This is a genomic window from Asticcacaulis sp. P2_C5 (assembly GCF_056404555.1).
The window spans coordinates 52,237-65,927 of record NZ_JBFUDU010000016.1; the positions used below are offsets into that span (position 1 = coordinate 52,237).

At 61.1% G+C, this 13,691-nt stretch carries 8 protein-coding genes; 6 read left to right on the top strand and 2 right to left on the bottom strand.

All coding sequences use genetic code 11. The annotated features are described in order from the left end of the window. Nucleotides 1–61 precede the first annotated feature (61 nt). From AC1DXO_RS22980 to AC1DXO_RS22990, 3 genes are all read left to right on the top strand, one after another. On the top strand, nucleotides 62–2,920 hold the full coding sequence (locus tag AC1DXO_RS22980) for a TonB-dependent receptor (RefSeq protein WP_476980536.1): 2,859 nt from the start codon (nucleotides 62–64) through the stop codon (nucleotides 2,918–2,920). Nucleotides 2,921–3,004: 84 nt separating this feature from the next. After that, entirely contained in the window at nucleotides 3,005–4,015 is a 1,011-nt protein-coding gene (locus tag AC1DXO_RS22985) for an arabinan endo-1,5-alpha-L-arabinosidase (protein ID WP_476980537.1), read from the top strand. A 40-nt stretch (nucleotides 4,016–4,055) separates the two neighbouring features. Further along, complete coding sequence (locus AC1DXO_RS22990; RefSeq protein ID WP_476980538.1) at nucleotides 4,056–5,279, top strand: ricin-type beta-trefoil lectin domain protein; 1,224 nt, start codon at nucleotides 4,056–4,058, stop codon at nucleotides 5,277–5,279. Nucleotides 5,280–5,503: 224 nt separating this feature from the next. Here the strand turns inward: AC1DXO_RS22990 and araD1 are convergent, their stop codons facing one another. Further along, complete coding sequence (araD1, locus tag AC1DXO_RS22995) at nucleotides 5,504–6,496, bottom strand: AraD1 family protein (RefSeq protein ID WP_476980539.1); 993 nt, start codon at nucleotides 6,494–6,496, stop codon at nucleotides 5,504–5,506. A 164-nt stretch (nucleotides 6,497–6,660) separates the two neighbouring features. On the opposite strand from araD1, the gene AC1DXO_RS23000 reads away from it, so the two are divergent. Together AC1DXO_RS23000 and AC1DXO_RS23005 are read left to right on the top strand one after the other, a co-directional pair. Further along, nucleotides 6,661–7,377 carry a FadR/GntR family transcriptional regulator gene (locus AC1DXO_RS23000; RefSeq protein ID WP_476980540.1) on the top strand — a complete coding sequence of 239 codons (717 nt, stop codon included), beginning with the start codon at nucleotides 6,661–6,663 and terminating at the stop codon, nucleotides 7,375–7,377. Between the two features lie 93 nt (nucleotides 7,378–7,470). Further along, on the top strand, nucleotides 7,471–8,541 hold the full coding sequence (locus tag AC1DXO_RS23005; protein ID WP_476980541.1) for an aldose epimerase family protein: 1,071 nt from the start codon (nucleotides 7,471–7,473) through the stop codon (nucleotides 8,539–8,541). 196 nt (nucleotides 8,542–8,737) lie between these two features. On the opposite strand, the gene AC1DXO_RS23010 is transcribed toward AC1DXO_RS23005, so the two are convergent. After that, nucleotides 8,738–10,684 carry an isoaspartyl peptidase/L-asparaginase gene (locus AC1DXO_RS23010; protein WP_476980542.1) on the bottom strand — a complete coding sequence of 649 codons (1,947 nt, stop codon included), beginning with the start codon at nucleotides 10,682–10,684 and terminating at the stop codon, nucleotides 8,738–8,740. Nucleotides 10,685–10,879: 195 nt separating this feature from the next. Here AC1DXO_RS23010 and AC1DXO_RS23015 point away from each other — a divergent pair, with 195 nt between their 5' ends. Continuing rightward, the gene (locus tag AC1DXO_RS23015; protein WP_476980543.1) at nucleotides 10,880–13,654 is read left to right on the top strand and encodes a TonB-dependent receptor plug domain-containing protein; all 2,775 of its coding nucleotides are present in this window, start codon (nucleotides 10,880–10,882) and stop codon (nucleotides 13,652–13,654) included. Nucleotides 13,655–13,691 lie beyond the last annotated feature (37 nt).

Genomic DNA, 13,691 nt, shown 5'->3' on the forward strand with positions numbered 1-13,691 from the left:
GGACAATATGGCGACACAGAGTTCAAACCCTAACGAACCAAACCTGCCAGGGAGCGTATAAATGTCTGACGCCACGTCAGAGGGCCATCGCGGCCGTCTTTTCAAAAAAATCTGTCTTACCGCTGTGTCGGCTATCGCCTTGGGTCTGGCGACCCCGGCCGCCTTCGCCCAGGACGCCGCACCGACCAATGACGACGGTACGACGGAAGTCGTCGTCAAGGGCGTTCGCGCCAGTGTCCAGAAGAGCCTGGCCATCAAGCGCCGCTCGGTTCAGGTCGTCGATTCCATCGTCGCCGAAGACATCGGCAAGCTGCCCGACAACAATGTGGTCGAAGCACTGCAACGCGTGACCGGTGTCCAGGTCGGCAATCGTGGAAACGCCGAAGGCTCAGGCATCTTCATCCGCGGCATGCCGGACATTACCTCGACGTGGAACGGCCGTAACATTTTCACGGCCTCGGGCCGTCAACTGGAACTTCAGGACATTCCTTCGAACCTGGTCAGCCGCATCGACGTCTACAAAACGCGTTCGGCCGATCAGTTCGAAGCCGGCCTGGGTGGCCAGGTCGACGTCCAGACGCACCGTCCGTTCGACTTCAAGGGCCTTGAGGTATCTGTCGCGGCGCGCGCCATCTATCTCGACCCGACGGGTAAGACCAATCCGAATATCGGCCTGCTGCTTAGCGATCGCTGGGAGACCGGCATCGGCCAGGTCGGTGCACTGCTGAACGTCAGCTATGCCCGCACCCAGTATCGTGACGAGAATATTACGGCCGGCGCCGAATTCCCGTACATGACCAACCATCCGGCAGCGGGTTTCGCGCCGTACGAAAAGATTCCGGCCGGGCTCGGTTGGCAGGTCGGCACAGAAAGCGGTCTTCCCTATTCCGAAGGTTCGACCCTGAAGATCAATGGCGTCGACACGCCCTACATCCTGACGCGCGACGCGGTCATCGCTACCGACCTGCTGGGCGATCGCGAGCGCCCGGCACTGAACCTGGCCCTGCAATGGCGCCCGAATGAAGATTCGGAATATAATTTTGAGTATGCCTACGAAGGCTATCGCAACAAGATTACACAGCGCATGCTGTTCACCTTCGTCGACTGGTGGGGCAGCCTGGCCGACGGCGGTGTCGATCCGGCCTCGACCGTCCATCTCTATCCCGGCACCAATATCGTCAAGTCGCGCACGGTCAACTATCCGTTCAGCTTCACCAGCGGTGAAAACACGACCCAGAGCACCGACACCAACATCGTCGCGCTGAACGCCAAGTGGCATCTGAGCGAAAAGCTGAACATCAAGGCCGACCTGTCGCATGTCGACAGTATCTTCAACACCCAGTTCATCGCGCTGCGCGCCACGCACGTCTATGACAAGGTGACGGTCGATTTCAACCACAATGGCGGCGTTCCGTCGCTGGCCTACGGCAACAATGCCGACGCGGCCAATCCGGCGCTGTGGAACTCCGACTACTTCTATGACAACGCCAACCGCAACACAGGTCATTCGACAGCGCTGACCATCGACGGTACCTACGACTCCGACTGGGGCATGGTGAAGAAGATCAGTTTCGGCTTCCATCAGGACGTCCACAGCGCCACCGAGTCGCGCTGGTTCCAGGACGGGTGTCTGTGCGGCCCGGCCTTGTCGACCTACAGCCCCGACTTCGTGAAATACAACGGCGGCTTCTTCGACGGCGAAGCTGACCTGCCGCGGTCCTGGGTCGTTGTGAATGGCGATTACCTGGTCGCCCATGCCGACGACATTCGCAAGGGTGTGCAACTGCGCGAACCGTGGCGTAACGTCCAGACCAGCGAAAACCTGCATTTCAACCGCAACTTCGCCATCCACGAGAAGACGACCTCGGCCTATGTGATGGCGGATCTGGAAAATACGGTGTTCGGCAACCTGCTTCGCACCCAGATCGGCGTTCGCAGCATCCGCGTCGACACCGACATGGTCTTTACGGATGAAACGGTGGCTCACAATGTAACGACGGATCATGCCCGGGCCAGCAAGGCCTTGCCGAGCGTGACCGTGCGTTACGATGTCGGTGACAATATGCGCTTCCGCTTCAACTATGGTGAAACCCTGCGCCGGCCGAACTTTGCCGACGTCAATCCAATCCTGACACTGTTCGACACCTTGACGGCGGTCCCGGGCCAGCCTGCTCCCGTTCCCTGGGGGACTGGCTTCGGCGGCAACAAGGACCTGAAACCAACCGAATCGAAGAATGTCGACGTCGGATTTGAATGGTACTTCGCGCCGGACAGCATCTTCTACACAACCCTGTTCCGCCGAGAGATCAATGGACTGGTCGTGCCTTTGCTGCACCGTATCAATGCGACGCGTCCCGGCTATACGGCGACCCAATTCGTCGTCACCACGCCGGTCAATGCTTCGGACGGGGTTATGCAAGGTGCGGAACTGGGTGTAACCTATTTCCCGAAAAGCCTGCCCAGCTTCCTGCAGGGTATCGGTTTCCAGGGCAGCCTGACCTTGCTCGATTCTTCGCAGAATATTCCAATTGCGAACGATGCCGGCGAAGTTGTAGCGCAGGCGACGAATGATTTCTTCGGTGTGTCGAAGACGTCGTACAATGTCACCCTGCTCTACGACCGCGGTCCGCTGAGTGCACGTCTGTCGCACGTCTGGCGGGACGACTGGCTGCGCGCCAACGAAGCGCGTCTGTTCGCCAATCCGATTGGCATCTGGGCCAAGGCCGAAGGCTTCACCGACTTCGGGGTGAACTACAATATCAACGACAAGATGTCGGTGTCGCTCGACGCCACCAACATCTTCAAGCAAAAGGCACAGGGCTATTACAAGTTCGGCAGTGCCGGCAATGCCGACCTGACTAACTTCAACACCTACCTGATCAACAGCTCGGTCTCGGTCGGCGTGCGCTGGCGGATGTGATCGTATCGGAATGGCCGCCGCAGCCTTACAGCTACGGCGGCCGCTTCACGTGATGAAGGGCAATCTTTTCAATAGGTAAGCGCCGTGGCTTCCACTCGCCGGCATCTTTTACAGGGTCTGATTGGGGCGGGGCTTTGTGCGCCTTTGCCGCTCAGCGGCGAAGCTGCCACGGTTGAGTTGACCGGAAATATAGCGCCGGTTCATGATCCCTGCATCATCAAGGGCAACGGCCTTTACCATGTGTTTTGCACTTCGCAGCTCGGCCAGGGTTCCGGCCTTATTCATTGGCGGACGTCGAAGGATCTGGTGCACTGGGAGCTGAAGGGTGCGGTGCTGCCGGCTCTGCCGGCCTGGGTAAGCCAGAGCCTGCCCGAAACGCGCGGCGCCTGGGCGCCGTCCATCGTCTTTACCCACGGACAGTATCGTCTTTATTATTCGCTCTCGGTTTTCGGGCGCAATACATCGATCATCGCTCTGGTGACCACGCCGACGCTCGACACCAGCGATCCGGCCTTCGGCTGGAAGGACGAGGGCATTGTCGTGAAATCGGTCAACGAGGACGATTACAACGCCATCGATGGCCAGGCCTATGTCGACGATGATGGCAGGCATTGGTTGACCTGGGGCAGTTTCTGGTCTGGCATCAAGATTGCCGAACTGGACCCGCAAACCGGCAAGCGACTGAAACCGCCCGCCTTTCCGCAAGGCCTGGCCGAACGCTCCTCGCCCGACGCGATAGAAGCGCCGGTCATTTTCAAACGTGACGGCTACTACTACCTGTTCGCCTCCTGCGACTTCTGCTGCCGGGGTGTGAATTCCAGCTATTACACGATTGTCGGCCGGTCGCGCACCTTGACCGGTGGCTATGTCGACGACAAGGGGATCAGCCTGAAAAAGGGCGGCGGTCGAGTTGTGCTGCACGCCGACCTCGATCCGAGCGGCCGCTGGAAGGGTCCGGGCCACTGCGACATCCTGTCGGACGGTGGACGCGACCTGATCGTCTATCACGCCTACGACGCCACCAAGGGCGGTATACCGACCTTGCGTATCAGCGAACTCTCTTGGACAGCTGATGGCTGGCCGGTTGCCATCTGACCATCTGTCAAACATTAACGCGTAAAAACAGGACCATACAATGAAACGCCTTTTTGCCGGATCCTGCCTGGCCCCTGTTGGCCTCGCCCTCGGCCTTGTCATTGGAACGGCCGCGGAGGCCCAGGCACCAGCTCCGGCCGCGCCGCTACCAATCTCGATCGGCAGTCGCTTTGCCGAAGGCCAGTGTCTTGAGACGCGGGCGGATGCGACCATCATCATCGATCGCTGCAACGCCCAGCCGGTGCAACTGCTGTCGTATGACGACGAGACCGGCCAGTTCCATCAGGGCGATCAGTGCCTGGCCGCTGTCGGGCGGGGCCAGCCCTTGGCCATGGTAACGTGCGGTGACGGTGACGAGCAGAAGTGGACTTTCATGGCGGATGAGACGCTGCGCAGCGATTCCGGTCTGTGCGCCGATATCCTGAACTTCCAGAAGGCGGCCGGCACGGCGGTGATCGCGTGGGACTGCAACGCGACGGATAACCAGAAATTCTTCGCCACCAATGTCAAGGTCGTGGCGGCTGTGGCGCCCAAGGCTGATGCTCCAGTGGCGCCGGTCATCACCGGCCAGCCGGTCATTGCCAGCTACTTTACTCAGGGCAAGTGTTTCGAGGCGTCGAGCCGTTCGACCCTGACGGTCGAGACCTGCAATATGAAGCCGGCCCAAACCTTCCATTTCCGCCAGGGCGCCAGCGGTCAGATCGTCCAGGTCGACAAGTGCCTGGCCTCGGCGAACAAGGGTGAGCCTTTGGTTGTGACCGCCTGCACCAATGGGACGGAGCAGGACTGGATGTTCGCCGCGGAAGGCACCTTGCGTAATCGCGCCGGCCTGTGCGCCGACCTGCTGGCCTTCCAGTCGCGTGCCGGCACGCCGGTCATTGCCTGGGACTGCACGGCCACGGACAATCAGAAGGTCTATCCGGCGATTGCTGCGGCTTCGGGTTCGTTCTCGTACGGCGACAAGCTGGCCAAGCAACTGACAGCGGCCGGCAAGCCGACCACGGTATCGATGGTTGCCGGCTATTCGGCCTATAACCTCACGGCTTCGGGCGGACGCGGCTTGTCGGCGAATAGCGAGGGCCGGGTGATCGGGGGGCAGGACGACACAATCGTCGTCGGTGGCGCGGGTGTGCTGACCGTGCGCTTTGTCAATGGCCTGGCCGCACCGGGGATCAAGGCCGAACTGGCGCCGTCGACGGATATCCTGCCGAAGGACTGGTCGTTCTTTTCGGGAACGACGGCGGGGCGGATGGTGGCGCAGTAGGGGAAGCAAGTCGCAGGGGCCCCACCGTTAATGCGCTAACGCTGCGCTACTTGAGCGCGCCCCCTGCACCCCATAACAGGACAGCGCTTAATTGGATCAATGAAAAAGCCGGGCCAAGAGGTCCGGCTTTTTCATTGATATAAGTAACTCCGTACCCGTATCGGGGTGCAGGGGCCCGAGGCCCCTGCGACTTGCTTACTTTACCGCGTGGTCAAAAACTCTACCTACAACGCCCTGATCTCAACTCGCGCATCCTCGGCCGTGACCAGCGGATTACGCAGGCCGTAGGCAAACGCATCGGCGGTGATTTCGAAGACATCGCCATCGATGGTTTTCACGCCGTCGGCGAACGATGCGGTGGCCGTGCCGAAGCAATGGACATGCACATCGCCCGGTGTGCGGAACAGTTCGTACTTGAAGTGATGGTGCTCGAGATTGTCGAACGAGTGGGACATGTTGTCCTCGCCCGAGATGAAGGGCTTTTCCCAGATGACTTCGTTGCCGCGCCAGATGCGCGACGTGCCCTGGACGTTCTTCGGCAGTTCACCGGTCAGGATCTCGACGCCCAGCGACGCAGGCCGCAGCTTGGAATGGGCCAGCCAGAGATAATTCTGCTTTTCAACAACGTGGTCGGAAAATTCGTTGGCCAGGGCGAAACCGACCCGATAGGGCAGGCCGTCGTCACCGATGACGTAGATACCGGCCATTTCGGGCTCTTCTCCGCCATCCTCGGCAAAGCTGGGCGAGGTGAGGGGGGCGCCAGGGCCGACCAGGGTGTTGCCATTGCCCTTGTAGAACCATTCCGGCTGGGCGCCGACCTCGCCCTGCGCCGGTTTGCCATCCTTCACGCCCATCAGGAACATGCGCATGGAATCGGTCGGCGTGTCGGCGGCGGCTGCCGCCTTGTGCATCTTGTCGCGGCCCTCGGCAGAGCCCAGGTGCGTCAAGCCGGTGCCGGTCACGTGCAGATGGGCCGTGTCGGGATGGTCGATCGGGCACAGGACCCGGCCTTCGGCCAGGGCCAGCTCTACATCAACAGCATCGCCCAACCCCTGTTTCGCGACCTGGTCGGCGAGCGACACGCCGCCGGCAATCGCCGTCCGCGCCAATTCGTAGGTCGACGATACATCATTGACGAGCTGTGCGCCGGCCGAGGTCGCGGCAACAAGTTGGCGCTCACCGGTGGAGCTGACGATCTGGATGAGGCGCAGGGCCATGGGTGCACTCCGGGTGTATTTGGTGGTTTTGAATAGTCGGACAAAATAATGCTGTAGCCAAGCCGCTTCGCCTTGTCAAATGTCTGAGGAAATGGCATGCTGATTTCATGAATGCACACGACAGAAGTGCCCGGGGAGACGCATTGCACCGCGAGGCCAAGGATATGCCCTTGCGTCACCACATGGGCCAGGGGCGGCTGCATGGCGCCCTGGCTCACCGCTTGGGGGTCGATATCCTGCGCGGCGTCTACCGCCAGGGCCAGACCCTGCCCAATGAAATGGATTCGAGCACCACGCTGGAGATTTCGCGTTCGGCCTATCGTGAGGCCATCCGCATCCTGGCCGCCAAGGGCATGGTAGAAAGCCGCCCCAAGACCGGCACGCGGGTGACCGAACGCGCGCGCTGGAACCTGCTGGATCCTGAGGTCCTGGGCTGGATGTTCGAAACGGAACCCGGTGAAAAATTCATTCTCGACCTGTTCGAACTGCGCCTGATTACCGAGCCGACGGCCGCCGCTCTGGCCGCTGAACGGCGCAAGGAAAGCCATCTCGAAGTCATGGACCATGCCCTGATTGTCATGGCCCAGCAGACACTGGCGACCGAAGCGGGGCGCCAGGCCGATCTCGATTTTCACGACGCCCTGATGCAGGCCTCGGGCAATGAAACCCTGGTCAGCCTGAGCTCGTCGATCGGTGCGGCGGTGACCTGGTCGACGCGCTATAAGCAACGTGCTGCTGCGCTGGACCGTGATCCCGTACCCGATCACCGCGCGGTCTTCGAAGCCATTGCACGCGGTGACGAGGGCGATGCGCGCTGGTGCATGGAATCGCTGGTGCGCCTGGCGCTACGCGATACACAGAGATCGATGAGCCTGGGATAAATAATACTATAAATGTCGCGCCGTTTCGCTATATAGGCAGATAAGCGTCAATCGCTAATTGTCTGAGTATATAAAGCGCAATCGGGGACCTATATGACCTTTTCCGCCAGCCGTTCCGTATTCGATACCCTACCCGACGGCCGCGAAGTCGCCGCTGTAACCCTCACCAATGGCACCGGGATGACGGCGACCATCATTGCGTGGGGTGCCACCTGGCAACGCATGATCGTGCCGGACCGGGACCGGCAAGGGGCGGATATCGTCCTGGGTCACGACACGATCGAGCCCTATATAAACCAGCCGACCTATGTCGGCTCCATTGTCGGCCGCTGCGCCAACCGCATCGCCGACGGACAATTTCGTCTCGATGGCAAGACTTATGAGCTGACGCGCAACGACGGCCGCAACAGCCTGCATGGCGGGGTTGAGGGCTTCGACAAGCGGCTGTGGACGGTCGAGGCCTTCGGTGACGATGCCGGCGCCTGGGTCACGCTCAGCCTGGTCAGCCCCGATGGCGACCAGGGTTATCCGGGTGAACTGCGGGCTCTTGTCACCTACCGGCTCAGCGAGGACGCCCTGACGATGGAACTGACGGCGACATCGAACGCGCCCACAGTGTGTAACCTGACCAACCATGCCATGTTCAATCTGCGCGGGGCGTCATCGGGCGAGGTGGCGACCGAAGGTGTGCTTACCTTGGCGGCCGATACCTACACGCCGATCGATGACAATCTGATCCCGACGGGTGAACTACGCCCGGTTGGCGGCACGGCGTTTGACTTTACCCGCCCGCGTCGTATCCGTGATGGGGTGCGCGACGGCCGCGACGCACAGATCCGCGTTGGGCGAGGCTATGATCACAATTTTGTCCTGCGCGGCGGCCGCACGGCCGAGCCCAAGCTGGCCGCGGTCCTTTATGATCCACCGTCGGGACGGCAGATGACCATCCTGACGACCGAGCCGGGCTTGCAGGTCTATTCCGGCAACTTCCTCGACGGTACCCCGTTGGGCAAGGGCGGAGTCTTGATCCGCCAGGGTGACGGCATGGCTCTCGAGGCCCAGGTCTTTCCGGATTCGCCGAACCAGACGGGCTTTCCGGATGCCGTGTTGCGGCCCGGCCAGGTCTATCGCCAGACGACGGTGCATCGCTTCAGTGTCGGGTAAGAAAGAACCTGCCCACAGATTTTCGCAGATTAACACAGATTTTCAATAGCTTAATGGGGAGCGGTTCAGCTCCCGGCAAATGCTGATCGCCGCGCGACCGAGCAGTCCGATGCTTAAAATCTGTGTTAATCTGCGAAAATCTGTGGGCAAAATCGCTATTCATTTCGATCCCGACTTTCAACAAAACCTGTCGAATCTATTTCAGCTTTTCATCACTATAGATGGCCGTCCGAACAACCGGATCGTCCGACGAAACTTCAGCGCGATACATGCCGAGATCATTGATCGCGAAGGTGGCGTGGCCGGAGGCGTCCATAGCGATCAGCCCGCCATCGCCGCCAATTGCGCCGACCGACATGATGGTGTCATAGGCCGCCTTTTCGATATCCTCATGGTTCCACAGCACGCGGTCGCAGACCTGACGCGCCGCCGAGTCGCGGATGAAAAATTCGCCCGTTCCGGTCGCCGACACGGCGCAATCTCCGTCACGGGCATAGGTGCCGGCGCCGATGATCGGAGAATCGCCGATGCGGCCCCATTGTTTGCCGGTCAGGCCGCCGGTCGAGGTCCCGGCCGCCAGATGACCGTCGCTGTCCAGAGCCACCGCGCCGACCGTGCCGTACATATGCGTCGGGTCGGATATAGCAGAATGGTCTTTTTTCCAGTCCTGCAGCATCTGTTCGCGTTCCGGCGTGCGGAAATACTCCGGATCGACCTGTTCCAGGCCCTGGTCGATTGAGAACTGATCGGCCCCTTCGCCGGCTAGGAAGACGTGGCGCGTCTTGTCCATGACGGCGCGGGCCAGCAGGATCGGGTTCTTCGTCCGGGTGATACCGGCAACCGCGCCGGCCTTCTGCGTCGCGCCGTCCATGATGGCGGCGTCGAGATAAATCTTGTCGTCGGCGGCGATGGCCGCACCCTTGCCGGCATTGAACAGGGGATTGTCCTCCAGCACCTTCAGGGTCGCCGTCACGGCGTCGAGCGCCGTGCCGTTCTTGGCGAGCACGTCCTGGCCGGCCTGCAAAGCCTGGGTCAGGGCGGCGCGATAGGCCGCATCCCTGTCCGGCGTCAGGTCGCCGCGATCGAGCACGCCGGCGCCGCCATGCAGGGCCAGCGACCAGTGCGGCCGCTGGCTGATCTTGCCATCCACCACATCATAGGTGCGTTGAAAGGCCGGGTTACCGACCGCCAGGGTCGTGACGTTGAAGGTGCTGGTCTTGCCGATGCCGGTCACCTGAACGTTCATGTCGTTGAGCGGCTTACCGGGTGCCAGGTCATTGACCTCGCCGCCTTGGACCAGCCAGGCGTGACCGTCATTGTTGCTGTAGACGCGCGCCGTGCCGTCGGACTCAACCGTCATGGCCGCCTGTTCGTCGATGCCGAGACCGACCAGCGGCCAGGCATATTTCGCTGTGGGTGAGGCGCGCATGGCATTGGCCTTGACGACAAAGGCGACCAGGCGGCCCAGGCGGTCGCGGACTTCGAAATGGCTGTCGGTGACGATGCGGGCCAGGGGTTCAAAATGGAAGAAGTTGCTCTCGATAGTTACCGCCGGTCCCAACGGATCGGCCAGGGCTTCGGGCGAGGTGATGCTGCCGCCGTCCATGGCGCCGTACAGCCACGAACCCTGGACCGCCAGCCCGGCCGACGTGCCACCCAGTGGCTTGCCGGCCTCAACGTGGGCATTTATGGCTTCGTTCAACGGGGTGCCGCGCCACATGCGGACATAGTTCGCCTGGTCGCCGCCGGCCAGGAAGATGGCGTCGGCCGATTTGACCGCCGCCAGCAACTTCGGATCAGATGAAGCCTTGCGGTTGGTGAACAGGAAGGTACGCACAGAGGCCAGGCCGCCGACCTGGTTATAGAACTCGTCCTGGGACTCGGTCGTGCCCGAGGCGCGCAGCACGACCAGATGGCCATGGCCGGCGTGGGCGGTGAACCAGCGGAAGGCGTCATAGGCCCAGTCGCCACCGCCGCTCATCAGCAAACCGCCCTGGACCGGGTCGGGCGTCGGCTTTGATTCGTCCCCGATAACGAAGGTCTTGTAACCCGGTCCACCTGTCCACTTTCCCTTGGCGGCGGCGGGCTGAGCGACGCATCCAAGCGCAAGGACAAGGCAGATGGCGGCAAGAAAGCGAGTCATGCAGAGCTCCGGCAGGTGGCAAATTTGCGTCACTGTGATCGCAATTTTGACATCTCGCAACAATTTGGTTTTCGTCTTAATGGAGAAAATGCCACTTTCCTTTTTTTACGGGTTGATTCACCCGTCTGCGGCGCCAGCGGCCGGGGCCAAAAATCGAGAATGTTGGCGCGTCATTTGCTTGCAGGAGCTGCCTAGATGAAAAAAACCTTGTTCCGTCAACTGTTGAAGCCGGGCCTTTTGGCCGGATGCAGCCTGATCGGGCTCAGCGCTTCGGTCGCCTTCGCTCAGGATGCACCGGCGCCGACCGAGGAAACAACCGTCGTGACGGTGCTGGGTTCGCGCATCCCGCGAGCGCGCAAGGAAGGGCCGGCGCCGGTCACTGTGATCACGGACGCACAGATCCGCGCCGGCGGCTACGCTTCGGTGCCGGACGTCCTGAAGACCGTGACCCAGAACAGCGGCGAGACCCAATCGCAGCAGTCGGGCAATGCGGCCGACTTCTCGCCGGGCGGCCAGCAGGTCGACCTGCGCGGCCTGGGTCCCAACCACACCCTGGTCATGGTCAATGGCCGCCGCGTCGCCGACTATCCCATGCCGTTCAACGGTTCGAGCAACTTCACCGACATTTCCAACCTGCCGCTGGGCATGATCGAGCGCGTTGAAATCCTGTCGGGTTCGGCCTCGGCCATCTACGGCTCCGATGCCCTGGCCGGCGTGGTCAATTTCAAGCTCAAGCAAAAGGCCGACGGCACGACGGTCGATTACCGCTACGGCTGGACAGAAGCCGGCGGCGGCGCCTCGCATCGCCTGTCGGTATCAAGCGGCTTCGACTCCGGCCGTTTCCACGGCGTGTTCGGCGGCGAATATATGAGGACCGACCCGATCTACGGCTATCAGCGCGAGCGTCAGGACTCGACGCTGGACGCGCCGGATTCGGCCTATCAGACGCCGGTAACCAACTGGCAACGCCTCGACGCCGACCTTTACTACGCCAATGACGCGACGGAGGCGCAGTGCGCCTTGTCGAACAGCACCAATGGCGGCACGACCCATTATGCCATCGACGACTATTACGGTGACGGTGATACGATCCTGGGCGCCTATTGCGGCAGTGAAAACGCCATCGGCTACCGTACCATCCAATCGCAGCGCAATGCACTGAACCTGGTCGGGTCCTTCACCTACGACGTCAGCGATGACATGCACTTTTTCACCGACGTGCAGTTCGGCGTCAGCAAACTGGAACTGCTCAAGCGTCCGACGTCATGGAGCTATGAAGACGAGACTGGCGATGACACGGGCAGCTTCTACAACAGCTATGACGGCATCTACGACAACTGGTATCGCATCTTCACCCCGGAAGAAATGGGTGGGCTGGATCGCGCCAAGCGCCATGTCGATTCGACGACCCTGACCCTGACGCCGGGGGTGCGCGGCACGATCGGCACCGATAAGGTATGGAGCTATGAGGTCGCGCTGAACCTCAGCCTGTACGATTCCAAGGTACGCTTCCCGCTGATCAACTTCCGTAAGGCCAATGCCCTGTTCCTTGGGCCGCAGGTCGGGGTCGATACGGATGACGCCTATCTCGGACCCGATGACGGCTATGGCTATCCCGTGTTCAATGCCAATCCGACGCGGTTCTACACGCCGCTGACTCCGGCGGAGTATGGTTCGATCGCCGAGGATAGCATCTACAAGCCGAAGAGCTCAGTCGGTAACCTGAGTGCCCAGATCGAAACGACCGACCTGTTCGAAATGCCGGCGGGTCCGGTGGGCTTTGCCGCCCTGATCGAACTGGGCCGCCAGGACTACGACCTTGGCACTGATCCTAAGGCCGTCAACCCCTACTATTTCAGCTGGATCGATTCCCCGGGCAAGGGTCACCGCACCCATTACGCCACAGGGATCGAGTTCAGCGTGCCCTTGCTGTCAAGCGTGCAGGCCAGCGTGGCGGCGCGCTACGACCACTTCAACTATGCCGGCCACGATGTCGGCCAGGGCACCTATAATCTTGGTCTCGAATACCGGCCGCTGCGCACCCTTCTGCTTCGGGCGGCCTACGGCACCGGCTTCCGCGCCCCCGACCTCAACTATGTCTTCAAAGGCGTGGGCTATGTCGAAGGCGGTGCGCCCGACTATTACCAGTGCTTCAGCGACGATCCCGACACCGATCCCAGCGACTGCGATGACGAGCGCTTCCAGGTCCAGACCAGCGGCAGCCTGCAGCTCGAGCCGGAAACCAGTAAGTCGTTCAATGTCGGCTTCGTCTGGTCGCCGTCGACCCACTTCGATATCTCGGCCGACTATTTCAAGATCGATATGGCGGGCGAGGTCGAGGATCTGGAGGTCGATCCTATTCTGCGCGACGAGGCGGAGTGCCGGCTGGGCGACCAGGATATCAGTTCGCCGACCTGCCAGGACGCCATTGCCCGCGTTATCCGCCTTAGCAACGGCAATATCCGCACCGTGGTCATCAATCCGATCAATGTGTCGAAGGAATCGACCTCGGGCCTCGACGTCACGGCTCATGCCAGCTTTCCGACGCCGATCGGCACACTGGGCCTTGGCGGCAGCTACACCCACGTCTACGACCACACCTATATCCGCTATACGGGTGACAGCGAACTCGACAAGCTGGCGGTCGACAGCGACTATTATATCCCGCGCGACAAGGCCAGTTTGAGCGTCAACCTGAAGTCCGGTGCATGGCGCTTCAACGTCGACGGCAACTATCTCAGCCGCCTGCCGAACTATGACGAAGACGCGTGGGTCAAGTCGTATGTCACCTACAACGCCTCGGCGCAGTACGACATCAATGACAAGGTTTCGGTCTCGATCGCCATCGACAACCTGCTCGATGCCAAACCGGCGCGCGACGATACCTGGACCAGCTATCCCTATTATAATTCGAGCTGGTATGACGCCATCGGCCGCAGTGGATTCATTCAATTGACGATGAAATACTGAGCCGCATTGCAGGAAAAGGCAGGGCCGGGGGCAACCT